This is a genomic window from Pyxidicoccus caerfyrddinensis, from assembly GCF_010894405.1.
Classification (GTDB): Bacteria; Myxococcota; Myxococcia; order Myxococcales; family Myxococcaceae; genus Myxococcus; species Myxococcus caerfyrddinensis.
This window is the reverse complement of sequence record NZ_JAAIYA010000011.1, coordinates 293,894-316,556: the sequence shown is the minus strand read 5'-3', so window position 1 is coordinate 316,556 and position 22,663 is coordinate 293,894. Positions and strand designations below refer to the sequence as shown.

Annotated in this window: 21 protein-coding genes, 2 tRNA genes and 1 pseudogene; 7 read left to right on the top strand and 17 right to left on the bottom strand. The window is 70.7% G+C overall.

All coding sequences use genetic code 11. From position 1 onward, the window contains the following. Window positions 1–5: 5 nt before the first annotated feature. The 5 genes from G4D86_RS27180 to G4D86_RS27160 are packed head-to-tail and all read right to left on the bottom strand — an operon-like array spanning window position 6 to window position 4,556. Window positions 6–590 (bottom strand): chemotaxis protein CheW, encoded by a 585-nt coding sequence (locus tag G4D86_RS27180; RefSeq protein WP_163996948.1) that lies wholly within the window; start codon window positions 588–590, stop codon window positions 6–8. A 4-nt stretch (window positions 591–594) separates the two neighbouring features. Further along, complete coding sequence (locus G4D86_RS27175) at window positions 595–972, bottom strand: response regulator (RefSeq protein ID WP_163996947.1); 378 nt, start codon at window positions 970–972, stop codon at window positions 595–597. A 29-nt stretch (window positions 973–1,001) separates the two neighbouring features. Then, window positions 1,002–2,615 carry a methyl-accepting chemotaxis protein gene (locus G4D86_RS27170; protein WP_240360492.1) on the bottom strand — a complete coding sequence of 538 codons (1,614 nt, stop codon included), beginning with the start codon at window positions 2,613–2,615 and terminating at the stop codon, window positions 1,002–1,004. Between the two features lie 34 nt (window positions 2,616–2,649). Beyond that, window positions 2,650–3,996 carry a CheR family methyltransferase gene (locus G4D86_RS27165; RefSeq protein ID WP_163996945.1) on the bottom strand — a complete coding sequence of 449 codons (1,347 nt, stop codon included), beginning with the start codon at window positions 3,994–3,996 and terminating at the stop codon, window positions 2,650–2,652. Continuing rightward, window positions 3,993–4,556, bottom strand: a complete 564-nt coding sequence (locus tag G4D86_RS27160; protein WP_163996944.1) for a chemotaxis protein CheW — start codon at window positions 4,554–4,556, stop codon at window positions 3,993–3,995. Before G4D86_RS27160 ends, G4D86_RS27165 begins: the two co-directional genes overlap by 4 nt. 249 nt (window positions 4,557–4,805) lie before the next feature. Between G4D86_RS27160 and G4D86_RS27155 the strand changes: the two genes are divergently transcribed. Next, complete coding sequence (locus tag G4D86_RS27155) at window positions 4,806–6,857, top strand: TonB family protein (RefSeq protein ID WP_163996943.1); 2,052 nt, start codon at window positions 4,806–4,808, stop codon at window positions 6,855–6,857. A 54-nt stretch (window positions 6,858–6,911) separates the two neighbouring features. On the opposite strand, the gene G4D86_RS27150 is transcribed toward G4D86_RS27155, so the two are convergent. The 4 genes from G4D86_RS27150 to G4D86_RS27135 are packed head-to-tail and all read right to left on the bottom strand — an operon-like array spanning window position 6,912 to window position 10,061. Beyond that, window positions 6,912–7,628 carry an HAD family hydrolase gene (locus G4D86_RS27150; RefSeq protein ID WP_163996942.1) on the bottom strand — a complete coding sequence of 239 codons (717 nt, stop codon included), beginning with the start codon at window positions 7,626–7,628 and terminating at the stop codon, window positions 6,912–6,914. 11 nt (window positions 7,629–7,639) lie between these two features. After that, window positions 7,640–8,608: a myxosortase-dependent metalloprotease, MXAN_2677/MXAN_2678 family gene (locus G4D86_RS27145; RefSeq protein ID WP_163996941.1), complete on the bottom strand. Its 969-nt coding sequence runs from the start codon at window positions 8,606–8,608 to the stop codon at window positions 7,640–7,642. Further along, complete coding sequence (locus G4D86_RS27140; RefSeq protein WP_163996940.1) at window positions 8,605–9,492, bottom strand: myxosortase-dependent metalloprotease, MXAN_2677/MXAN_2678 family; 888 nt, start codon at window positions 9,490–9,492, stop codon at window positions 8,605–8,607. Before G4D86_RS27140 ends, G4D86_RS27145 begins: the two co-directional genes overlap by 4 nt. Beyond that, a complete protein-coding gene (locus G4D86_RS27135) occupies window positions 9,489–10,061 on the bottom strand; it encodes a hypothetical protein (RefSeq protein WP_163996939.1) in 573 nt (190 codons plus the stop codon). The genes G4D86_RS27140 and G4D86_RS27135 overlap by 4 nt, the downstream gene beginning before the upstream one ends. 111 nt (window positions 10,062–10,172) lie before the next feature. On the opposite strand from G4D86_RS27135, the gene gltX reads away from it, so the two are divergent. From gltX to G4D86_RS27115, 4 genes are all read left to right on the top strand, one after another. Then, window positions 10,173–11,612 carry a glutamate--tRNA ligase gene (gltX, locus tag G4D86_RS27130; RefSeq protein ID WP_163996938.1) on the top strand — a complete coding sequence of 480 codons (1,440 nt, stop codon included), beginning with the start codon at window positions 10,173–10,175 and terminating at the stop codon, window positions 11,610–11,612. 61 nt (window positions 11,613–11,673) lie between these two features. Further along, complete coding sequence (locus tag G4D86_RS27125; protein WP_163997044.1) at window positions 11,674–12,084, top strand: hypothetical protein; 411 nt, start codon at window positions 11,674–11,676, stop codon at window positions 12,082–12,084. An 85-nt stretch (window positions 12,085–12,169) separates the two neighbouring features. Further along, window positions 12,170–12,240, top strand: a tRNA-Gln gene (locus tag G4D86_RS27120). Between the two features lie 110 nt (window positions 12,241–12,350). Beyond that, window positions 12,351–12,422, top strand: a tRNA-Glu gene (locus G4D86_RS27115). Window positions 12,423–12,540: 118 nt separating this feature from the next. Here the strand turns inward: G4D86_RS27115 and G4D86_RS27110 are convergent. After that, window positions 12,541–13,512, bottom strand: a complete 972-nt coding sequence (locus G4D86_RS27110) for a response regulator (protein WP_205519753.1) — start codon at window positions 13,510–13,512, stop codon at window positions 12,541–12,543. Between the two features lie 69 nt (window positions 13,513–13,581). Between G4D86_RS27110 and G4D86_RS27105 the strand changes: the two genes are divergently transcribed. Then, on the top strand, window positions 13,582–14,160 hold the full coding sequence (locus G4D86_RS27105; protein WP_163996936.1) for a hypothetical protein: 579 nt from the start codon (window positions 13,582–13,584) through the stop codon (window positions 14,158–14,160). On the opposite strand, the pseudogene G4D86_RS27100 reads toward G4D86_RS27105, so the two are convergent. Next, window positions 14,132–15,288: pseudogene (locus G4D86_RS27100) on the bottom strand (sensor histidine kinase). The gene G4D86_RS27105 and the pseudogene G4D86_RS27100 overlap by 29 nt on opposite strands. A 262-nt stretch (window positions 15,289–15,550) precedes the next feature. Next, complete coding sequence (locus G4D86_RS27095; RefSeq protein ID WP_163996935.1) at window positions 15,551–15,847, bottom strand: DUF2795 domain-containing protein; 297 nt, start codon at window positions 15,845–15,847, stop codon at window positions 15,551–15,553. Between the two features lie 185 nt (window positions 15,848–16,032). Here G4D86_RS27095 and G4D86_RS27090 point away from each other — a divergent pair, with 185 nt between their 5' ends. Beyond that, on the top strand, window positions 16,033–16,278 hold the full coding sequence (locus tag G4D86_RS27090) for a hypothetical protein (protein WP_163996934.1): 246 nt from the start codon (window positions 16,033–16,035) through the stop codon (window positions 16,276–16,278). Between the two features lie 60 nt (window positions 16,279–16,338). Here G4D86_RS27090 and G4D86_RS27085 read toward each other — a convergent pair whose 3' ends face one another. From G4D86_RS27085 to G4D86_RS27065, 5 genes are all read right to left on the bottom strand, one after another. Next, on the bottom strand, window positions 16,339–17,961 hold the full coding sequence (locus G4D86_RS27085) for a pyruvate dehydrogenase complex dihydrolipoamide acetyltransferase (RefSeq protein ID WP_163996933.1): 1,623 nt from the start codon (window positions 17,959–17,961) through the stop codon (window positions 16,339–16,341). A gap of 6 nt (window positions 17,962–17,967) precedes the next feature. Further along, entirely contained in the window at window positions 17,968–18,960 is a 993-nt protein-coding gene (locus G4D86_RS27080; RefSeq protein WP_275899151.1) for a pyruvate dehydrogenase complex E1 component subunit beta, read from the bottom strand. A 47-nt stretch (window positions 18,961–19,007) separates the two neighbouring features. Then, the gene (gene pdhA / locus G4D86_RS27075) at window positions 19,008–20,135 is read right to left on the bottom strand and encodes a pyruvate dehydrogenase (acetyl-transferring) E1 component subunit alpha (RefSeq protein ID WP_163997043.1); all 1,128 of its coding nucleotides are present in this window, start codon (window positions 20,133–20,135) and stop codon (window positions 19,008–19,010) included. Between the two features lie 134 nt (window positions 20,136–20,269). Further along, a complete protein-coding gene (locus G4D86_RS27070; protein ID WP_240360491.1) occupies window positions 20,270–21,031 on the bottom strand; it encodes an HAD family hydrolase in 762 nt (253 codons plus the stop codon). 40 nt (window positions 21,032–21,071) lie between these two features. Further along, window positions 21,072–22,640, bottom strand: a complete 1,569-nt coding sequence (locus G4D86_RS27065) for a hypothetical protein (RefSeq protein WP_163996931.1) — start codon at window positions 22,638–22,640, stop codon at window positions 21,072–21,074. Window positions 22,641–22,663 lie beyond the last annotated feature (23 nt).

Genomic DNA, 22,663 nt, shown 5'->3' with positions numbered 1-22,663 from the left:
CGCCTCTATTCCCCCTCTGGCAGCGCGCCCGAGGGCCCCCCGAGCTGCTCCAGGTCCAGCACCGTCAACCGGTCTTGCGTGAGGAACAGGAAGGGCCCCGGCGGCGGCTGCGACAGCTCCGTCCTCGGCAGCTCCTTGCGTCCCTCCACACCTTCCGCCGCCAGCCCGAAGCTCTCCTCGCCCAGCTCCACCACCACCACCTTGCCCAGGTCCGACATGCCGCCGCCCTCCAGCCCCAGCAACTGGCGCAGGTCCAGCACCGGCACCACGCGCGAGCGGCTCACCAGCGCGCCCAGCACGTGCCTCGGCGCCCCCGGCAGCGAGGCGATTCCGCGCGCCTCCAGCACGTGGTCCACGTGCTCGATGCGCACCGCATAGCGCTCGCCGCCCACCTGGAAGGCCAGCACGGAGAGCACCTCCTGGCGCTCCTCGTGGCGCGACTCGGCCAGGGCCCGGGCCCGCGCGCCGAGCACCTCGCGCCGCCGCTCCGGGCTGACCTTCTGCGTGCCCTCGAGCAGGGCGTTCGCCTCGTCGAGCTGCCGCCGCAGCGCGGAATAGTCGATCTCCACCTTCGCGTCGTCGCCGGGCATGGGCCTAGTACCGGGTGGCGGGCAGCTTCAGGATGTCGCGCACCTTCGAGCGCAGGTCATCCACGGACACCGGCTTGTTGAGGAACGCGCTGGCGCCCACCAGCTTGCCCTTCTGCCGGCTCGCGTCGTCCTTCAGCGAGGTGAGCATCATGAAGGGCGTGCCGTGGAGGTTCGGGTCCGCCCGCACCGCCGCGCAGAGCGCGAACCCGTCCATCTCCGGCATCTGCACGTCGGAGATGATGAGGTCCGGCTTCAAGTCCCTCGCCCGCGTGAGCCCCAGCGCGCCGTTGGGCGCGTCGAAGAACTCCAGGCCCCACCCCATCAGGTACACCTGGAGCAGGTTGGTGATGGTCTTCGTGTCCTCGACGATGAGCACCTTCATGGCCCGCCGTCCTGCCGCCACCGTATTCGTCATAACTGGTACCTACCCACCAGGTCCGAGAACCGCCTGGAAAGATTCGTCAGGTTGCCTGCCACCTGCTCGATGCGCCGGGTCTGCTCCACCGCATCACCCATGGCGGAGGTCAGCTCCCCCATGGCCGCGGAGATCTGCTCCACGCCAATGGTCTGCTGGCGCGTGTTGCCGGCAATCTGGCGCGCCGCGCCCGAGGACTCCCGGATGACCTCCGACAGGCCGAGGATGGTGTTGCCCGCGCCGCGCGCCAGCTCCATGGCCGCCTGTGCGCGCCGGCTGCCCTCCTCGGTGGCGCTGACGGCCGCGCGGGTGCCCTTCTGCACCTCGTTGAGCAGCCCGCGCACCTGGTCCGCGGCGATGCGCGACTGCTCCGCCAGCGTGCGCATCTCCGTGGCCACCACCGCGAAGCCGCGGCCGTGCTCGCCCGCCTTGGCCGCTTCGATGGAGGCGTTGAGCGCCAGCAGGTTCGACTGCTCGGCCACGTCCTTCACCGTGCTGATGATGTCGCCAATCTGCAGCGTGCGCTCGCTCAGGTCCGTAATCGACAGGGCGATGGCCTTCACCTGGTCGCCCAGCTTCTCCATGCCGGACACGCTCTCCGCGACGACCTTCTGGCCCTCCGCGCTGAGCGACTCCGATTTCTGCGTCTGGGAGATGACCGAGTCCGCGTACGCGGTGGCCTGCTTGGACGTCTGGGCAATCTCCGCCACCGTGGTGCTGGTCTCGTTGATGGCGGAGGCCTGCTGGTGCGCCATGGCCGACTGCTGGGTGGAGGTGGCCAGCACGCCCGTAGCCTCGCGCTCCATCTCCGACGCGGCGCCGCGTAGATCCTGGAGCAGGTGCAAGAGCGCGTCCGCCATGACCGCGAAGCTGCGCGCCACGTCGCCAATCTCGTCCCGGCCCCGGGTGTCGACCTCCTGGCGCAGGTTGCCCGCGGCGATGCCGGCGGCCGCGTGCGCCAGCCGGTCCAGCGGCACGATGAGCAGCCCCGACATCAGCCAGGCCCCCACGAGGCAGCCCGCGAGGATGAGCACGCCGAGCACCACCGTGAAGCGCGTGGTGTCGCGCAGCGCGTCGGCCAGCGCCTCCTCGTGGAGCGCCACCTGCACCGTGCCCACCCGCTGGGGCGCGGCGCCCGCCGTGGCGGACGGCGCGAGGATGGGCGTCGTGGACTCCACCACGTTCTGCCCGTTGACGCTCAGCCGGCGGTCCACCGGCTCGTCGCCCTCGGGCGCCGCCGTGTCCTCGCCCGCGAAGCGCTCGGCGGCGACCTCGGCCACCAGCTCTCCCCGCGCGTCGCGCACCAGCACGTAGGCCACGTCCGGCACGTGGCGCAGCACCCCGTGCGCCGAGGCCTGGAGCTTCCCCGGGTCGGAGCTCGTCACCAGCATGGGCGTGAGCGTCTTCGCCAGCTCCGCGCTCACCATGTGGGAGCGGCGGGACAGGTCCTCGCGCTGCGCGGCGCCCATCTGCACCCAGAACGCCAGGATGAGGATGCCAGCCACCAGCAGCCCCGTCACCCCGGTGACGGCGAGGATCTTGACCCTCAGGCTGAGCCGTCCCACCGCGGCCTGTCCCGGCAGTGTCAGCTTCGTCCCTTTGACGTCCACGTTGCCTCCCACCTACACGCGGGCGCGAGCCACTTCAGCGCGCGCCCTGCCATCCGGCCTGCGTCCTCGGCACCAGGGCCTGTCGCAGGCCTCCGGCGGTCATCGTCTCCACCCCGCGCAGCGGCTGCTCGTCGTCCAGGCCGTCCAGCGCGCGCAGGGCGTTCTGCCTCGCGCGCTCCGCGTCCTCGCGCCGGTCCAACCGCCCGTACAGCGCCACCAGCGTCGCGTGCCCGAGCGCCAGCTGCGGCTCCAGGTACAGCGCCTTGCGCACCGCCTCCACCGCCCCGTTCAAGTCGCCCCGCCCCTCCGCCACCATCGCCAGCAGCAGGTACGCCTCGGGCACCAGCCCCTTCGCCGCCTCGCGCGCCAGCGCCTCGGCCTCCTCGAAGCGGCCCGTGCGGGCGGCGTCCAGCGCGCGCGCCAGCGGATCCGCCGAGGCGGGTGCCTCCACGCGCGCGACGGGCGGCGGGGGCACGGGCTCCGGCATGGGCAGCGGCAGCGCGGAGATGATCCGCCGCGGCGGCACGGGCACGGGACGCGGGCGCTCCAGTCGGGCGACGGCCGGCGCGGGGCGCGTCACACCCGCCGTCGGCACGCGCAGCGCCACGCTGCCCTCGGCGTCCACCGTCTCCAGGCCCAGGCCGTTGGTGAGGGGCACCTCGGCGGGCGACACGAAGAGCATCCCGCCCGGGGCGAGCGCCTCGATGAAGCGCACCAGCACGTCGCGCACCAGCTCCGGCGGGAAGTAGATGAGGACGTTGCGGCAGAAGATGGCGGCGAACCCCTGCGCGGGCGGCACGTCCACCGCGAGGTTGTGGCGCCGGAAGTCCACGGTGCGCCGCACCAGCGGCACCACGGAGAGCTGCTCGTCCCGCGCCACCAGGAAGCGCTTCTCCAGCTCCGGCTCGATGCGGCGCAGCGACCACGGCCCGTAGGCGCCCTCGCGCGCACGCTGCAGTGCCCGGCCCGACACGTCGGTGGCCAGCACGCGGAAGCGCCCCTCCGGCATGCCCGACGCCAGCAGCGCCATGGCGATGCTGTAGGGCTCCTCGCCGCTCGCGCAGCCCGCGCTCCACACGTGGAAGAAGGGGCCGGCGTGCGCCTGCGCCAGCCGCGCCAGGGCGCGCAGCTGCTCCGGGTGACGGAAGAAGTACGTCTCGCCGATGACGGCGTGCTCGATGAAGCTCTCCACCGCCGCGGACTCGCGCAGCAGGAGGTTTCGCAGGAAGTCGTCCGGCGCCAGCCCGCGCGCCTCGGAGGCCCGCGTCAGCGCCGTCTCCAGCGAGCGGCGCAGGCTGCGTGCCAGCGTCAGGCCACAGGCCGCCCGGAGCACCTCCTCGACGCGGACGAGCGTCGCATCGTCGAGCACCGCCTCGCTCACAACCCCTCCGACCCCACCAGCACCGCCGAGGTGCGCAGCAGCGGGCGAACGCCCTCCGGCGTGCGGCACAGCCCCGCCATCAGTCCCGTCGCATCCCAGGGCAGGGCCTCCGTCCCGTCGGGCGACCCGTCCACCAGCACGGGCGACTCCACCAGGTCCCTCACCCGGTCCACCAGCACCGCCACCGTGCGCGCGCCCTTGCAGATGACCAGGTGAGCGTCCAGGTCCGGCACGCGGCGCACGCCCATGAGCGCGGCCAGGTCCACCACCACCGCCGGGCTGCCCCGGTAGACGAACGTCCCCGCGATGTGCGGCGGCGCGCCCGGCAGCGGCTCCATCTCCACCAGCCGCACCACCTCCTGCACCGAGTCCGCGGCCAGCAGCGCGCTGGTGCTCGCCGCGTCGATGGTGAGGTACATGCCCGGCAGGCGCAGCTCGCCCGCGAGCGACACGAGCTCACGGCGCAGCCGGGCCTGCTCGGCCTCCAGCTCGCTCAGTCGCTCCTGCACCGAGAGCCGGCGCACCTGCGCATTCACGGGATGATTGGGGGTGTCGGACATCAGCGCTTCCGGCCTGCTTCAGCCCTGAAGCGCCGGACGCATCACGCTAGTCCGGAGGGCGAAGAAGCGTCAAAGGGGGCCGCGCCCTCCATCCGCCCACACCGCCCTCCAGGGTTGGGCACGCCTTCGAGAGCAACCAGACGTGCTCAAGAGGACATCCCAGGGCTGCGTCTCTCCGGGAATTTGTGGTTTGATGCCGACTCGCCACACTCCTGGAGAATCCATGTTGCTTGCTGTCAGGGGCTACGAATGATCAAGGGCGACGCGTCGAACCCCGAGGCACCTGCTGGCACGGGCGCTGATCCGCTCATCGGACGGACCCTCAACGGCCGCTTCAGCATCCTGGAGCCACTGGGCGTCGGAGGAATGGGCAAGGTGTACCGCGCCCTGCAGGCTCCGCTGGAGCGCGTGGTGGCGCTCAAGGTGCTCAACCCCACCTTCCAGAGCAGCAAGGACCCGGGGTTCCAGAAGCGCTTCCTGCGCGAGGCCTCGCTCACCTCCAAGCTGCGCCACCCCAACACCGTCACCGTCATCGACTACGGGCAGACGGACGACGGCATCTACTACATCGCCATGGAGTACCTGGACGGCCGCACGCTGGCCCAGGTGCTCGGCCAGGCGGGGCCGCTGACGTGGCAGCGCGCCATCTCCGTGGCGCAGCAGATCTGCCGCTCGCTGCGCGAGGCGCACAGCCTGGGCATCGTCCACCGGGACTTGAAGCCCGCCAACATCATGCTCCTGAACGAGTCGGATCAGGACCTGGTGAAGGTGCTGGACTTCGGCCTCGTGAAGTCGGTGGCCGCGCCGCAGGAGGGGCAGATCTCCCCGGAGATCACCCAGAACGGCACCTTCCTCGGCTCGCCGCAGTACATGGCGCCCGAGCAGGCGCGCAACGTCACCGACGCGCGCAGCGACGTGTACTCGCTGGGCATCGTCCTCTTCCAGATGCTGATGGGCCGCCCGCCGTTCATCGCGAGAGACCACATCGAGCTCATCTTCGCCCACTACAAAGAGGCCCCGCCCACCTTCCAGCAGGTGCGCCCGGACCTCAACGTGCCGCCGGAAATCGAGGCGGTGGTACGCCGCTGCTTGGAGAAGGACCCGGCGAAGCGCTTCCAGACGATGGACGAGGTGCTGGAGGGGCTGCGCGACGGCAGCATGGCCGCGGGCGGCAACAGCGGCATCTTCAAGCGCCCGGGTGGCGCGACGACGACGGGCCCCTACCCGTCCCCGGCGCTGTTCGCCAGCTCGGGCAACACGCAGGAGTCCTCCGGCGACACGATCGCGGTGGACATCAGCGTGGAGGTGCCCCGCGAGGTGAAGCGCGCCCGGCAGCGCACGCTGCTGACGGGAGGCCTGGTCGGCATCGTGGTGGCGGGCCTCATCGCCGGTGGCGCGGTGCTCTTCCTGATGAAGGGCAAGGGTGACGAGCCGAAGCCGGAGCCGGTGGCCCAGGCGCCCGCCGCCCCGGCCGCGCCCGTCGCCGCCGCCGCACAGGAGCCGGCCGCGACGCCCGGCAACGGCAAGGTGCGCTTCAAGCTGATGAGCCAGCCGAGCGGCGCGCGCGTCTTCTACCGGGGCAAGGAGCGGGGCACGACGCCCTTCACCCTGGAGATTCCCCCGGGCCAGGACGGCTCCGTCACGGTGGAGCTCACCTTCGCGCTGGAGGGCTACCAGATGGAGACCGTCGTCGCGGGCGGCTCCGGCGAGGTGGTGCTGTCCCAGAAGCTGCAGAAGCGGCGCGGCGGTGGTGCTGGCCGCGGCGGCAACGTGGAGGTGGCCTCGGCCTCCTCCGCCACGGACGAGGTGGAGGCCGCGGAGCCGGTGGCCACGCCCGGCGGCATGTCCGCCCCGGTGATGCTGGCTCCCTCTGCCCCGCCGCCTCCCGAGCCCGCCCCGGCTGGCGCGGTGGGCGCCGCAGCAGCGGCCACGCCGGCCAAGGCGGTGTCCGGTGGCCTGGCGGTGCCGGTGCTGCCCACGGCGGCCCTGGCCTCCGCGCGCGGCGACGTGCTGCCCTACAACGACGACATGGCCCGCCCGGAGCTGCTCGACCAGACGAAGGACATCATCTACACGCGCGAGGCGATGGCCTCGAAGTCCCAGGGCTCGATGATCGTCCGCTGCACCATCACCCAGAAGGGCCGCGTGCAGAACTGCCGCATCCTCAAGCCGGTGAAGTACATGGAGACGGCGGTGCTGGAGGCGCTCCAGTCGCGCACCTACAAGCCCATCCTCTACCAGGGCCACCCGGTGAACGTGGACTACACCTTCAGCATGAACCTGGTGGCGCCCAGGCGCTGAGAGCCGTCCCCGCCGCCGGCCTTCAATCCCCGGCGGCGTCTCCCCGCGCTGACGTCAGGGCCCCGTGGAGGGGACCACCGGCGGCGCGGGCGGTGCGGCCGGGGCGCCTCCCGCGGGCACGCCCCAGCTCACCACCGGCCAGCCGCGCCTTCGGGCCTCGCGCTTGAGCCGGTGGTCCGGGTGCACGGCCACCGGCCGCCCCACCACCTCCATCACCGGCAGGTCCGAGTACGAGTCCGTGTAGAAGGCGCACGTGGACAGCGCCACGCCGGCCTCGCGCGCATAGGCCTCTGCCACGGTGCGCTTGCCCGCGCCGAAGCAGATGACGCCCAGCGGCCGGCCGGTGTGCCGCCCCTCGCCATCCACCTCGAAGCGGTTGCACAGCACCGCGTCCAGCCCCAGCTCCCGCGCCACCAGTTCCGACAGGTAGCCCGAGGACGACGTGAGCAGCACCAGTCGGTCTCCCGCCTGGCGGTGCTCCTCCAGCGCCACCCGCGCGCCCGGCCGGTAGAGGGGGCGCACCTGCTCCTCGTAGAAGACGGCGGTGCGCTCGCGGATGGGCTCCGCCAGCGAGCCCGCGAGCTGGGCGATGGCGCGCGCCACCGCGTCCTGCATGGAGACGAAGCCCAGGTGGTAGCGGGCTATCCACAGGCTGGCGCGCAGCGCCTGCAGCCGGGTGATGTGCCCCAACTCCAGCTCGCGGCGCACCCACAGCGAGCCGGAGTTGGCCGCGATGAGCGTCTTGTCCAGGTCGAAGAAGGCGACGGCCACGCTGTGGACCTCTAACCCCGTCCGCGCGGGGCCGCGGCGCCGTCCCGCGCCCCCGGCTGCCTGGCCGCCCTGCGCCGCACGAGCGCCAGGGTGGCCAGCACCGCGCCCAGCGCCAGCGGACCGGGCGCCGCCGCGCAGCCGGTGCCGCGGCCGTCGGCCTGCACCGTGATGCCCGCCCCCGGACGGAAGAAGCACTGGTTGGGCGGCAGGCCGCGCGGGTAGATGGAGCAGAAGCCGGCGCCGGAGCCGGGGTCGATGACGCGCTTGCCCGTCTCCCCCGGCGGCGCGGTGGCCTCCATGGTGGAGCCCGGCGCGAAGACGTGGTCCAGCCCCACCACGTGGCCAATCTCATGCGTCATCGTGTTCTGCAGGTCCGTCGCCACGCAGTCCGTCGCCGGCTCGAAGTCGCAGACCGGGGCGTCCACCGTGGTGAAGAGGAAGCCCACGCGGCCGCCGGGCTGCGAGCCGTTCAGCTCGATGTCCGCGTCCAGCACGCGCCCGTCACGGAAGCTGAAGGTGGAGGTGGTGAGGCCGATGGTGCCCTCGCCGTGCTCCCAGCACTCGTAGACGTTGCCGCACGTCTCCTCTTCCCAGCACGGGTCCTCCGCGGGGACCACGTCCGGGCACGCCGTCTCGCGAAAGGTAACGATGTTGTAGTTGTTGAACGGTTGCTCCTGGTCGTAGCCCACCTTCACCGGCAGGCTCCAGTCCTGGCCGCGGCGGAAGCTGTAGTCGCTGCACGTCTTCGACAACGTGCGCCAGGACTCGAAGGAGGCCTCGATGGCGGCCACCTCGGTGTCGCCCGGCGTGCGCGCGCTGCCGGCCGCGTCCAGGTGGTAGACGTAGTCGCGCCCCGGCCACAGCAGGCACAGCGGCCGCCCCGGTACCACGGTGCGCCGGAAGGGTACATCCTCGTCCTGCGCCAGCGCGGGAGCGGCCCCGAGCAGCGCGGCCGTGAGCACCAGGAGCGCCCTGCTCACCGGGACACCTCATCGCGGCGGCGGCGCACCAGCCACAGCGCCCACGCGGCCAGCGCGGGCAGCAGCGCGCTCGGGCCGGTGGCGGCGCAGCCGGTGCTCGCCTTGGGCCCCAGCTCCTGCTCGGCCGCGGGGTGGAGGCACGCCTGGCTCGCCTGGCCCTTGGGGTACACCGCGCAGACGAAGTCGTGCGAGCCGGTGTCGATGGTGCGCTTGGACACCTCGCCCGGCGGAGCGCTCGGGTTCATGGTGGAGCCCGTCGCGCGGGTGTGGTCCAGCCCGATGAAGTGGCCAATCTCGTGCGTGGCCGTGTTCTGCACGTCCGTGGCCACGCAGTTGGTCGTCACCGGCGGGAAGCAGGCGGTGCCGTCCGCGGTGGTGAAGGCGAAGCGCGCCGCGTTGAAGGAGATGTCCGAGTCGTAGATGATGCCCGAGCGCTCGTCGTACGTGGTGAGGGTGATGGCGATGGTGTTGTCGTCATCCTCCCAGCAGTCGAACTTGTTGGCGCAGGTGTCGTCGTCCCAGCACGCGTCCGTCGCGGACACCACCGTGTTGCAGTCCCTGTCGCGGAAGAGCACCAGGTTGCGGTTGTCCCCCTCGCGCTTGTAGCCGACCTCGCGGTCCGCGACGCGGGGGCCCTCTTCCAGGACGAGGTTGCCGCACTGGGTGAAGATGTTCTGCCAGCTCTGGAAGGAGCGGCGCATCGCATCGAACTCCGTCTCCCCTTGCGTGGCCGGGTTGCCGTAGCTGCTCTGCTGCCAGGTGACGCGCGTGGCTGTCCAGTAGAGGCACTGGGTGTTCGTGTCGCCCGCGTCCACGCGGCTGCGCACGTACGGGTCCGTCTGGCCCAGCGCCAGGGCCACCATCAGGGGCGCGAGCGAAATCACGGCGTCTGTCCCTTCGGCGCGGACTCGAGCGCGGTGCGCACGGCGGCCTTGAGCGCCTCCAGTGACAGCGGCTGGAGCGCGCTCGCGGTGGGCTTGCGGGTGACGGGGTCCAGCAGCAGCGCTTCCGAGGGCTCCGGCACCGCGAGGGCCGCCTTCCCGTCGGCGTCGCGCTTCACCTGGTACTTGCCCTGGGCCATCGAGGACACGCGGAAGGCGCGCGCGCCGCGCTTCTCCAGGAACACCACCACCTCCTCGCCCGCGGTGAAGGAGGCCAGGCCGTGCACCACCTGCCCCACGTCGCCCACGCGGCCACCGGGCTGGGTGACGAGCACCGTGCCGCCCGGCTGCCCCTTGAGGGACTCCGTCACCTGGATTTCCACGTCGGTGACGATGCGCATCTTGTCGCCGCTCCAGCGGCTCTCCACCCGCCGGACGACGCCGTGGACGACGGCGTCCGCGCCCTGTGCGAGCTCGGACAGCTCCACCTTGAGCTGGGTGGTGGCGCTCGCCGGAACGGCGCCCAGGAAGGCCGCCAGCAGCAACGTGCGAAATACCTGACGAATCGACATTCGTGTTCTCCCTGGCCGCGCAGCTTACCCCAGTGGCTTTGGGTCGTACGGCTTCCGAAACGGCCGTGCGCGTTGACCCCCCACCCTCCTCCTGCTAATCCGCGCGCCCGTATGCCTTCCGCCCCTCGCGTCCGCTTCGCTCCCTCGCCTACCGGCTACCTCCACATCGGCGGTGCCCGCACGGCGCTGATGAACTACCTCCAGGCCCGGCGCCAGGGCGGCACCTTCATCCTGCGCGTCGAGGACACGGACCAGGGCCGCTCCACGCCCGAGTCGGTGCAGGCCATCCTCGACGGCCTCAACTGGCTGGGCCTGGAGTGGGACGAGGGCCCGGGCAAGGAGGGCCCCTACGCGCCCTACTTCCAGATGCAGCGGCTGGACACCTACCGCGAGCACGCGGACAAGCTCATCGCCGACGGCAAGGCGTACCGCTGCTACTGCACCCGCGAGGAGCTGGACGTGCAGCGCCAGGCCGCGGAGAAGACGGGCGGCGCCTTCAAGTACCCGGGCACCTGCCGCGAGCTGAAGGCCCCGCCGGCGGGCAAGCGCGCGGAGGACGCGGTCCTCCGCTTCAAGATGCCGTCGGGCGAGGGCAGCGTCTCCTTCGACGACAAGGCGCTGGGCGTCATCACCAAGCCGTACTCGGACCTGGACGACTGGGTCATGATGCGCGCGGACGGCATCCCCCTCTACAACTACGGCTGCGTCATCGATGACCACCTGATGGACATCACGCTGGTCGCGCGCGGGCAGGAGCACGTCAACTCCACCTTCCCGCAGCTGATGCTCTACAAGGCGCTGGGCTGGCAGCCGCCGGACTTCGCCCACCTGCCGCTCATCCTCGGGCCGGACCGCGAGAAGCTGTCCAAGCGCAAGCACCCGGAAGCGGATGTGATGCTGCACAAGCGCAACGGCATCCTCCCGGAGGCGCTGCTCAACTTCGTCATCCGCCTGGGCTGGAGCCACGGCAACGACGAGGTCATCTCCCGCGAGCAGATGCTCCAGTGGTTCGACTTCTCCGACGTGGGCACCACCTCCGGCGTGTGGAACCCGGAGAAGCTGCTGTGGCTCAACCAGCAGTGGATGAAGCTGCTGCCGGAGTCCGTCATCGCCGAGCGGCTCCTGCCGTTCCTCGAGGCCAAGGGCGTCCACGTGAAGGGCGACGCGCGCCTGGAGCCGCTGGTGCGCGCCCTGCGCGAGCGCTCCAACACGCTCGAGGAGATGGCCACCACGGCGGCCAACGTCTACTTCCGTTCCGGCATCACCCTGGACGAGAAGGCCGCGGCCAAGCACCTCGCCGGCGACTCGCTGAACCTGCTGCGCAAGGCGCGCGAGGCGCTCGTCGCCCTGCCCGAGTGGAAGGTGGAGGCGCTGGACGGCGTGGTGAAGACGGTGAGCGAGGCCGCGAGCGTGGGCATGGGGAAGATTGCGCAGCCCATCCGCGTGGCCGTCACCGGCAACACCACCAGCCCTGGCATCGGCGAGACGCTGCTCCTGGTGGGCCGTGACGAGGCCCTGCGGCGCATCGACGCGGCGCTCGCTCGCGGCTGAACGTCAGGACCTGGAATCGGTGGACGTCTACGGAAGCGGAACCTATCTTCGGCCCATGTCCATGATGCGAGCGCTTGACAGCCTGAAACGCCATTTCTATAAGGCGCGCCCGCTCGGGACGGCGCTGTTCGCCCTCTGGGCAACCGCGGCGGGCGCCGAGGTGGTCAGCGGCGCGCAGCTCCCGGACGGCTCGCAGAAGGTCGGCGAGAACCGCTACCGGGCGCCGAGGGATTTCGAGGCGACGGTCGACTACTACAAGAGCGTGTATTCGACCTCGAACTACCCTCGCCGGCAGATCGTCAACCAGCCGGGCGTGAAGGCGGTCCACATCGTCAATCCCTCGGGGAAGAACTTCGCGGGCTTGAACATTTACGAGGCGAACGACGAGGTTCGCATCTACATCGTCCCGACGCAGCAGGCGGCCAGGACGGTGAAGAAGCCGGAGAATCCGAAGCCGGCGAAGAAGAAGTAGCAGCAGGCAGGCAGCAGCAACCACCGCCTCTAAGTTGTTGCAGTCGAGAGGCGGTGTTGGTAGAGAAGCGCCGCAGTTGGGTCCTTGGGGAATCGTCTAACGGCAGGACAGCAGACTCTGACTCTGCTTATCTAGGTTCGAATCCTAGTTCCCCAGCTCGCAGAACCCGGCGGTCCGAAGCAACCAGCAGCACGAAGGAATGGTTGACGAGGGCAGACGGAAAATGTAGGAAGCACCAGCAGTTAGCACCGGTTGAAACAGTGTCTGGCCCTGTCGTCTAGTGGTTAGGACGGAGCCCTCTCACGGCTCAAACTCGGGTTCGAATCCCGGCAGGGTCACTAAGACGCCCACCTTCTGAAAAGAAGGTGGGCGTTTTGCTTTGCGGGCCACGGCGATGCGGCGCCCCCAACTGGGAGCGCCGCCGCGGGAGTGGGCCACACGGGCCCGCCCCGGGCTTCAGGCAGGCGGCGTGGGGATGCTCTGGCGGAAGGCCGCGAGCGCGGAGGCGAGCCGGTCCTGTGCCCGCTCGACACCCCGGCGCAGGAGCAGCATCCGCACCTTTTCCGGCAGCGCGCTGGCGCCGTGGGTGCTGCCGAAGCCCACCAGGTCCATGCGGAGCGTAATCGCCTCCAGCAGGTCTCCCAGGTCGGCCTGGGGGCTGGCCAGCAGCAGCACGTCTGGAGGCCGGCGCTGGAGCCGCTCGGCCAGCGTGCGCCACTGCGGGTCGCCCGTCTCCACGATGACGACGTCCACGCTCTGCAACTCGGGCGCGTAGGGCGCGAGCTCCAGCGTCTCGAAGCCGTGCTCCCTCAGCACGGCCACCGCCTCGGTGCTGCCCACCACCGCCACCCGGCCGTTGAGGCCCACGCGCACGGACTCCTCGTAGGCGCGCAGCTCCTCCTCCAGCGCCTCGTGGGCGGGCTCGGGCGCGTCCTGCCCGGCGGCCAGCAGCACGGCGGCCTCGCGGGCCACCTCTCGCGACTGCTCGCGCACGCGCACGCCGGAGCTGCCGCGCTCCAGGGCGGCACGCACCTTGGCGCGCAGCACGCGCAGGTCATCGAAGGGCTTGAGGATGTAGTCGCTGGCGCCGGCCGCGAAGGCGGCGATGACGGACTCGGAGCTGGCGTAGGCGGTAATCATCAGCGCCTCCAGCGAGGGCTGCAGGCGCCGCGCCTCGGCGATGAGCTCCACCCCGCCCAGGCCGGGCAGGTTCTTGTCCGTCACCAGCACGTCGAAGCGCTGCTGCGCCAGCAGCGGCAGCGCCTCCTCGGCGCTCTGGGCCAGCGTCACCGCCAGGTCAGGCTCGCGCTCCAGCAGGCGCGCGCAGATGTCCAGGACGACAGGCTCGTCGTCCACCACCAACACCGTCGAGGCGAGTGTTCCCCCCTCGCCACCCTCGCCGTCCCCGGTTTCGAACGGGAGATCCATATCCGCGGAGATTCTCACAGCTCTGCGCCAACTTCGAGGCTCGCCTTCGAGGCCCGCTATGCTGCTTGTGTGGCGAGCTTCGAGGACGCGTTGCTGGACAACCGGGTGCCCGCCCTGCTGGGCGACGTGAGGCTGCGCTACGACGGCGGCCGCCTGGTGGGCGAGTCACTGCCTCCCCCGTGGGACAGGCGCATCCTGCCGGGCCTGTGCGTGGGGGTGGCACTGGGGTGCACCGTGGGCGCGGCGGTGCTCGTCGGGCTGGAGGGCGGCACGCTGCCGGCGGCGGCGCTGGCCCTGGCCGCGGCGGGGCTGGTGGGCCTGGCGCTGCGGCTGGAGTCGCGGCTGGGCCGGCGGCGCTTCGTGCTGCACTTCCGCTCGGAGTCGCTGCGCGTGGAGCACCTGGCGTGGACGCCCGGAGCCACGCGCGCGGAGCTGGTGCCCTTCGACGCGGTGAAGGCCGTGCACATGGTGGAGCGGCCCGGCCCGCGCTACGCGCTGGTGGTGGAGTACGCGCTGGAGGACGAAGCGCCGCGCCGCGCGGTCCTGGTGGAAGGCGTGCGTCCCGCCGAGGGCGAGACGCTGCACCGCGTGTGGCGCATGCTGAGCAACGCCTTCGGGCTCAGGGGTGCTGGGCTCGCCGGAGGGTGATTTCGATTTCCGTCCCCTCGCCCGGCGTGGAGGACAGGCGCAGGTTGCCGCCGAACTGCGTCACCAGCTCCTTGCAGATGGACAGCCCCAGCCCGGTGCCGATGCCCACCGGCTTGGTGGTGAAGAGCGGCTGGAAGACGCGCTCCTGCAGCTCGAGGGGAATGCCGCAGCCGTTGTCCGCCACGGTGAGCACCACCTCCTCGGGGCGCGCCGACCACCGCACCTCGATGCGGCCCTGTCGGCCCGTGCCCGTCATGGCCTGCGACGCGTTGACGATGAGGTTGAGCACACCTGGCACAGCTTCACCGGCCCGAAGGTGACGCGCACCGGCTCGCCGTTGCTCGTCAGCCGCGCCTTGTCCCGCACCTCCGCGCGCGCCAGCTTCACCGCGAAGGACACGACTTCGGCCACGTCCGCCGTCGCCTCGTGGTCCTCGCCGCGCGCCTGCGCGCGCAGGCCCAGCGCCACCTGCCGCAGGTGCTCGGCACCGTCCGCCAGGTCCTTGATGAGCGCGGGCAGGTCCTCCACCGTCTCCGCCACCTGCGCGTTCGGGTCCACCTGCAGGTGCTTCGACACGTACTGGATGACGCTCGCGAGGTCTCGCTGCAGCGACACCACGTTCTGCGAGAGGTAGCCCACCGGGCCCATCAGCTCGTGGGCGATGCCCGCCGTCACCTGTCCCAGCGTGGCCAGGCGCTCGGACTTCAGCATCCGTCCTTCCACCTCGCGGATGCGCAGCTCCAGCCGGGCAATCTTCAGCGCGTCGTCCAGCGCGGACTGCAGCTCCGCGCGGTCCCACGGCTTGACGAAGTAGCGCGTCACCTGGCCGCGGTTCACCGCGTCGATGACGGCCTGCATGTCCGCGTACGCCGTGACGAGCATGCGCTTGGCGTCGGGCGCAATGGTGCGCGCACGCTCCAGCAATTCCACGCCCGTCATGCCCGGCATGCGCTGGTCGGAGAGGATGACGCCAATCTCGCCGCGCCGCTGCTCCAGCAGCGCCAGCGCTTCGTTGGGCGAGGAGCTGCGGAAGATGCGGAAGCGCTGCCCGAAGTTCGCGTCGAAGACCCGCAGGTTCAGAGCGTCGTCATCGACGTACAGCACCGCGGGGAGTTCAGACGGGTTCATGACGCTCCTCCTGGCCGGGGTTCCCGAAGGGGGCCAGGCTGGTAGGGCCTAGGATAGCGCCTCCTCCCACTTGCGTTCTCCGGGTGCGGCGCGCACCAGGCAGCATACGGGGAGACCCTGACGCGTCGCATCCCCCCAGGCCCTCTTCCCTCGCGGGAGGCTTCCCGAGGAAAACCTGCAGTGACAGTGAAGGCGGCGGCAATCGCGGGGATTGCGAGCCTGTCCGCCTCACTTCGCGCGCCGCGCGGTGGGGTGCACGCGATCAGCGCGTGGGCGTGACGGGGGGCTGCGAGTCGGAGGCCTCGTCGCCGGACAGCGCGCCCTCCAGCGCCACGGCCACCGCGTCCGCGGAGTCGAAGCGGCCGCGAGGAAGACCTCCCAGCAGCGAGAGCACCATGGGCGGGGCCTCGTTCTCCCGCGCCACCAGGGCCAGCTCCTCGGCGGTGAGCGGGAACACCGCGCCGAGGAGGGCCTCGTGCAGCGCTCGAGCAAGTGGCAGCGGCTGTCCCACGCGTGCCTCCAACTCCGACACACCCTGGGCAAGCCGTTCGCGTGTCATGTCGTCGTTCATTGAAGCGAAGTTAAGCAGCGAACGCGCTCGGCTGCCGGGCTTTTTTCCATGCCTGTCCAGCAGGCGGGGAAGCGAGCCATTCCGCCTGCTCGCGGGTGGTCAGCCCGCCCGAGGCGTCCCACCGTTACCGCCACGAGGCACGTCGGAGTCACTCAACGCGGGAGGACAGCGCCATGGCGAAGAAGGACAAGCCGGACGAGAACAAGCGCAATGCGGGCGGCGAGAAGGGCTACGCCGAGCACATCGAGCATGTGCAGGCCACGCGGCCGGAGCCATGGCCCGGAATCGAGGGCCGCTCGCGGGGCGAGGAGCATGACCTGCCCACCGGTACCCCGCGCGAGCAGCAGGCGAGCGTGACGGACGCCCAGCGCAAGCTCGAGGAGGAGATGGAGGGCACGAAGGAGCCGACGCGCGAGTAGCGCGCCGGCCCTGCCCCGGCCCCGTGCGCCCTGGCGAGGGAGCACGGGGCGGGTCGCGACCTAGAAGAGCAGCCGCGTGGGGTGCTCCAGGAGGCCGCGCAGCTCGCGCAGGAACTCCGCGCCGATGGCGCCGTCGATGACGCGGTGGTCACACGACAGCGTGGCCGTCATCATCTTGCGCACCGCGAGCTGCCCGTTGATGACCACCGCCTTGTCGGCCACCGCGCCCACCGCGAGGATGGAGGCCTGCGGCGGGTTGATGACGGCGACGAACTGGTCGATGCCGTACATGCCCAGGTTGCTGACGGTGATGGAGCCGCCCGTGTACTCGTCCGGCTTGAGGGCGCGCTTGCGGGCGCGCTCGGCCAGCTCACGCACCTCGGTGGCAATGGCCTGCAGGCCCTTCTGGTCCGCGTCGCGGAGGATGGGCGTGATGAGCCCCTCCTCCAGCGCCACGGCGATGCCCACGTCCACGGTGTTGAACTGGACCACCTGGTCGCCCTGGAGCGACACGTTGATCTTCGGGTAGCGGCGCACCGCCATGGCCACGGCCTTCACGATGAGGTCGTTGACGGAGACCTTGAGCTCCATCGCCTTCGCCTCTTCGCGGACCTTCACCGCGGCGTCCATGTCCACCTCGATGGTGAGGTAGAAGTGCGGGACGCCGGGCTTCACCTCCGACATCCGCTGCGCGATGACCTTGCGCATGGACGTGAGGGGCACCACGGTCGGCTCGGGCCGGACACCCGCCGCCGGACGCGCGCCGGGCGCCGGGGCCTTCTTCGCCGCGGCCGCCGGAGCCGCCACGCCCTTCGCCAGCGCCTCCTCGATGTCGCGCTTCACGATGCGACCCGAGGGACCGGAGCCGTGCACCTGGTTGATGTCCAGGCCGCGCTCGCGGGCAATCTTCTTCGCCAGGGGGCTGGCGCGCAGGCGCCGTCCACCGGCCGGGGCCGGCTCCTCGCGGCGCGGCGGCGCCACCGGGCCCCCGGCCGGAGCCTGGGGCGCGGCGGGCGCTGGAGCGGACGGAGCCGCGGTCGCCGCCGGCTTCGGGGCCGGAGCAGCCGGGGCCGCCTTGGCGCCCTTGCCGGTGAGGTACGCGATGGGCGCGCCCACGGCGGCCATCTGGTTCTCACCCACGACGATTTCGGCCAGCGTGCCGTCGTCGTAGGCCTCGATTTCGAGGTTGGACTTGTCCGTCTCCAGCTCGGCGATGGCGTCGCCGGAGGAGACCTTGTCGCCCACCTTCTTCATCCACTTGACGATCTTCCCCTCCTTCATCGTCGGGGAGAGGCTCGGCATCACCACGGGGATGCGATTCGCACCACCACTGGCGGCGGGCGGTGGGGCAGGAGGCTGGGCGGCCGGAGCCTTCGCGGCGACCGGGGCCTCCACGGGCTTCGCGGCGGGAGCGGCGGCGGCCTTGCCGGCCTCCACCTTCTCGCCCTTGGCGCCGAGGAAGGCGATGGGCGCGCCCACGGCGGCCGACTGGTTCTCGCCGACGACAATCTGCAGGAGGTAGCCGTCGTCGAAGGCTTCAATCTCGAGGTTGGACTTGTCCGTCTCCACCTCGGCGACAGCCTCGCCGGAGGAGACCTTGTCGCCCACCTTCTTGAGCCACTTGACGATCTTTCCCTCCTTCATCGTGGGGGAAAGGCTGGGCATCTGGATGGGTGTGGCCATACGCGTTCAGGCTCCCTCGCGGTACAGCACCTTCTTCACCGCGGCGATGATCTTGGTCGCGTCCGGCTGGGTCGCGTTCTCGAGATTCGCCGCGTAGGACATGTTCACGTCGAGACCCGTCACGCGCTCCACCGGCGCGTCCAGGTCGTCGAACGCCTTCGACTGGATGATGTCCACCACCGAGGCGCCCACGCCCGCCAGCGCCCAGCCCTCCTCGACGATGATCACCCGGTTCGTCTTGCGCACGCTGGCGAGGATGGCCTCCTCGTCCAGCGGCCGGAGCGTGCGCAGGTCCAGCACCTCCGCGGAGATGCCCTCCTGCGCCAGCTGCTCGGCCGCCTCCATGCAGAAGTAATACATGCGGCTCCAGGTGATGATGGTGACGTCCGTGCCCTCGCGCTTGACGTCCGCCTTGCCCAGCGGCACCACGTGCTCGCCCTCGGGCACCTCACCCTTGAGGGCGTACAGGCGCTCGCCCTCGAACATGATGACCGGGTTCTCGTCCCGGATGGCCGCCTTGAGCATGCCCTTGGCGTCCGCGGGCGTCGCCGGGGCAATCACCTTCAGGCCCGGGAAGTGCGCGTAGTTGGCCTCGAGCGCCTGGCTGTGCTGGCTGGACAGCCGGCCGCCGGCGCCACCGGGGCCGCGGAAGACAATCGGGCAGCGCAGCTGGCCGCCGGACATGTGCCGCAGCTTGGCCGCGTTGTTGACGATCTGGTCCATCGCCAGAATGGCGAAGTTCCAGGTCATCATCTCCACCACGGGGCGCAGGCCCACCATGGCGGCGCCCACGCTCATGCCGGTGAAGCCCAGCTCGGAGATGGGCGCGTCGATGATGCGCGCGCTCCCGAACTTGTCCAGCAGGCCCTGCGACACCTTGAAGGCGCCGTTGTAGCGGCCCACCTCCTCGCCAATCAGGAAGACGTTGGCGTCGCGCTCCATCTCCTCGGCGAGCGCCTGGTTCAGCGCCTCGCGGTACATCAACTCGGGCATCGTCAGCTCCGAAGGGAATCGAAAAAGGGTTGGGTGGAGGGGCTCTTGGCGCGTTAGCGGCTCAGGCCCGCCTTCTTGTCAGCCTGCTCGGCCTGCTCGCGGGGCTCGAGGTCCCACGTCACCTTCAGCTCCTGGCCGCTCGGGTACTTCGGCCAGTTCGTCACCTTCACGCCCAGCACGCGCTCGCGGGGGCGCACGTCCTGCTCGCCCTCGTCCACGATGGTGTCCCGCCACAGCTCTTCGACGCTGGGCTCCGGGGACTCGTCCGCGAACTTCACCGCCGCGTCCACCTGCGCCTTCACGTCCTCTTCAATCGCCTCGAAGTCGGCGTCGGCGCCCAGCTTGTTCTTGAGGGCGTACGCGCGCAGCTTGGGGATGGGGTCGTTCTTGGTGCGCTCCTCCTCCACCTCCGTCTTGCTGCGGTAGGTGGCGGGGTCCGCCATGGAGTGGCCGCGGAAGCGGTAGGTGTTGGCCTCCAGCAGCACCGGGCCCTTGCCCGCGCGGCACCACGCGGCGGCGTCCTTCACCGCCTCGTACATCTTCAGGCAGTCCATGCCGTCCACCGGCTCGCCGCGCATGTCGTAGGCGCTGGCGCGCTTGTAGATTTCCGGCACCGCGGAGGTGCGGGAGATGGCCGTGCCCATGCCGTAGCGGTTGTTCTCGCAGATGTAGATGACCGGCAGCTTCCACTTGGACGCCATGTTGAGCGTCTCGTGGAAGGCGCCCTGGTTGGCCGCCGCGTCGCCGAAGTAGCAGACCGTGACGCGGTCCTCGTTGCGGTAGCGGCTGGCGAAGGCCATGCCCGCGGCGAGCGGAATCTGCCCGCCGACGATGCCGTAGCCGCCATAGAAGTGGTGCTCGATGTCGAAGATGTGCATCGAGCCGCCCTTGCCCTTGCTGTAGCCGGTGCCGCGGCCGAACAGCTCCGCCATCACCATGCCCGCGTCGGCGCCGCGGGCCAGCGGCTGGCCGTGGTCGCGGTACGCGCTCAGCATGTAGTCGTCAGGACGGATGGCTTCGATGGGGCCCACCGCCACGGCCTCCTGGCCGATGTAGAGGTGGCAGAAGCCGGCGATCTTCCCCAGCGTGTACTGCTGACCCGCGCGCTCCTCGAAGCGACGGATGAGGTACATCTTCCGGTACATCGTCAACAGCTGTTCCTTCGAGTACGGGCTGGCCACCGCGGGTGCCTCCATGCAGGCCGTCCCCGAGTCTTGCGGGACGGCGGACGCCGAGCGCCTCATAGCGCGCGGCAGGGGGACTTCAAAGCGCTACAAACCGTTCTGTGCCACGCCTGTCTTTCAGGCGCGGTGCGTCACGAATCGAGTGCGAAGTGCGGGACGGAGACGACGCCCTCCAACAACTCCACCGGACGGCCTGAATGGTCCGTGGCCAGATGGATGACGGTGGCCTCGGGGAACTTGCGCCGGTAGTCATTGGCGTGGGTGGGCTCGTTGTCGAAGGCGGCCACCACGCTGCCCAGCCGGCCCAGCTTCGCGTGGGCCTCCCGCTTGAAGGCGTCGTCGTCCTCCTGGAGCGTGGGCTTCATGAAGAGGTGGACCTGCTGCTCGTCCGGAATGGCCAGCCCGTGCTGGCGCATGCAGGAGACAGAGCCGTGGCGCATGCCCTCGTGCCGGCCGGTGACGTAGACGAGCAGCGCGCCCGTCGCCACCACGGCGTGGGTGAAGGCGGCCGCGCCTTCAATCGCCACGTCGTCAGCGCAGTAGTCGCTGGTGAAGAAGCGCTCCACCCAGAAGCGGCGGGCCTCCGGGAAGTGGGCCTCCACCTGGGCGTCCTCCAGGCCGCAGGCCCGCATGGCCTCGCGCATGTCCCAGCCCGTCACCCAGTGGTGGGGCGCGCAGACGGCCAGGGCGGAGAGCGAGCGAGTGGCGCCGAACTCGCGGAGGATGCGGGCCTGCCGGGGCCGGTTGTCGAAGAGGGTGGAGTCCAGGTCGAACGCCAGCACCGCCCGGGGACCGAGCGAGCGGGCGCGCGTCAGGATACCCCGCAGGGTGTCCCGCCAGTCGTCGCGGATGCGTTTCTTGAAGTCGTCGTAGGCCATGAGCGCGGGGGACATTACCCGCGCCCGCGCGAGGGCGCCGCCGAAACCGTGCCGCTCAGGCGGCCGACTGCCAGGGCACGGTGCCGGAGGGCGTCCCAGGAGCCGAGGGCTCCGGGAAGCGCTGCATGCGCTGGATTCCGTTGCGGTCCAGCACCAGCCGGACGAACTGCGTCGTCTCCTCGCGCCGGTCCGTTTCTTCTTCTTCCACCGTGAAGCGGAACACCACGTCCACCGGGTAGCGCTTGGCGCCGCGGATGTGCCCCACGGACAGGTCCGCCAGGTCCACGTACTCCAGCGCCAATTCCGGCTCGTCCATGTCGCGCAGGAAGCGCTCCACGTTGAGCCGGAGGATGTCTGTGACACCCGTCAGGCCCCGCTCCGTGCGCGGCATCAGGCGCGCGTCCAGGTCGATGTGCTTGCGGTAGCGGATGACCGTCTCGGACAGCTCGCCCTGGGACGCGGTGAGGAAGTCGTCGCGGTGGCGCAGCGCGGACACGGCCGGCGGTACCTTCAGGGACGGGCCGTAGTCCACCCGCTCCTCGCACGTCCCAATCGCGCGCCCGGTGACGGGGTCCACCAGGTCCGCCGTCCGGTCCGCCAGGTGCGTGGCCGCCACGCGGCTGAGCATCTTCCGCAGGCCTTCCTTGATGCGGTCCTTCACCATGTAGCCGACGACGAGGATGAGGAAGAAGTTGAGGCTCGCCTGCGCGAAGCGCGCCTGCGCCCAGAAGGCCACCGCGGTGGCGAACGTCATCGCCACGCCCGCAGCGAACGCGAAGAGCATCTCCTCGAAGCCCTGCCGCTTCTGCTTCCGCTTCGAGGACAGGAAGAGCACGTTCATGCAGAACTTCTTCAGGAAGCCCAACCGCTGGATGTACTCCTCGTTGTCCCCCGTGGGGCTCAGCACGCTGCGCAGCCGGTGCTCCTTCCGGTAGGCCTCCTCGCGCAGCACCGCCTCCATCAGCCCCTTGCGCAGCCCCACCCACGGCTCCGCGCGCGGCAGCGCCTTCATGTCCGCCACCGAGCGCCGGAAGCCGCCCTCCACGAGCAGGCTGACGTACTCGTCCACCAGCCGCAGCGCCGCCCGCGGGCGCTCCTGCAGCCGCAACTCTCCCGCCGAGCGCAGCCACGCGCGGAAGCGCTCCAGCACCCGCGTGACGCCGGACTGCATGGCGAGGATGTCCGCCTCCAGCATCGCGCAGGCGTCCGCCGGCAGCCCGCCCGTGCCCTCGCAGCGCGACTCCACGCCAATGGCGAAGCGGCGCAGCGCCCCGCGCAGCACGCACGACAGCAGCTTCGCCTGGTAGACGACGTCGCTCTCGGTGCCCATGCCCGTGCGCAGCCATGCCTCCAGCCGCACCAGCGGCGAGGCATCCGACGACAGCAGCTCCTCCACCGCCATCACCGGCGTCTTGAAGCGCACGTAGTTGTGGATGTCCGCGTAGAAGTCGGCGCGCGGGTATGTCTCCGCGTCGATGTTGAGGCTGCCGGGCAGGAAGAGGTACGCCTCGACGACGTAGCGCGTCTCCTCCGTGCCGGTGGGCTGGTACTCGAGCTTTATCTCGAACTGCTTCCGGTCATGGACCTCGAAGCGGCTCTGCAAGGATGCGGGTGCCTGGGACACACCCGCACTCTACGTTACCTCCC

What these genes read in the sequence shown, in the direction of transcription:
- G4D86_RS27180 (WP_163996948.1), bottom strand. Translation starts at nt 590, where the DNA reads ATGCCCGGCGACGACGCGAAGGTGGAGATCGACTATTCCGCGCTGCGG.
- G4D86_RS27160 (WP_163996944.1), bottom strand. Translation starts at nt 4,556, where the DNA reads ATGTCCGACACCCCCAATCATCCCGTGAATGCGCAGGTGCGCCGGCTC.
- G4D86_RS27095 (WP_163996935.1), bottom strand. Translation starts at nt 15,847, where the DNA reads ATGACACGCGAACGGCTTGCCCAGGGTGTGTCGGAGTTGGAGGCACGC.
- G4D86_RS27110 (WP_205519753.1), bottom strand. Translation starts at nt 13,512, where the DNA reads ATGGATCTCCCGTTCGAAACCGGGGACGGCGAGGGTGGCGAGGGGGGA.
- G4D86_RS27090 (WP_163996934.1), top strand. Translation starts at nt 16,033, where the DNA reads ATGGCGAAGAAGGACAAGCCGGACGAGAACAAGCGCAATGCGGGCGGC.
- G4D86_RS27135 (WP_163996939.1), bottom strand. Translation starts at nt 10,061, where the DNA reads ATGTCGATTCGTCAGGTATTTCGCACGTTGCTGCTGGCGGCCTTCCTG.
- G4D86_RS27085 (WP_163996933.1), bottom strand. Translation starts at nt 17,961, where the DNA reads ATGGCCACACCCATCCAGATGCCCAGCCTTTCCCCCACGATGAAGGAG.
- G4D86_RS27155 (WP_163996943.1), top strand. Translation starts at nt 4,806, where the DNA reads ATGATCAAGGGCGACGCGTCGAACCCCGAGGCACCTGCTGGCACGGGC.
- G4D86_RS27070 (WP_240360491.1), bottom strand. Translation starts at nt 21,031, where the DNA reads ATGTCCCCCGCGCTCATGGCCTACGACGACTTCAAGAAACGCATCCGC.
- gltX (WP_163996938.1), top strand. Translation starts at nt 10,173, where the DNA reads ATGCCTTCCGCCCCTCGCGTCCGCTTCGCTCCCTCGCCTACCGGCTAC.
- G4D86_RS27175 (WP_163996947.1), bottom strand. Translation starts at nt 972, where the DNA reads ATGAAGGTGCTCATCGTCGAGGACACGAAGACCATCACCAACCTGCTC.
- G4D86_RS27125 (WP_163997044.1), top strand. Translation starts at nt 11,674, where the DNA reads ATGATGCGAGCGCTTGACAGCCTGAAACGCCATTTCTATAAGGCGCGC.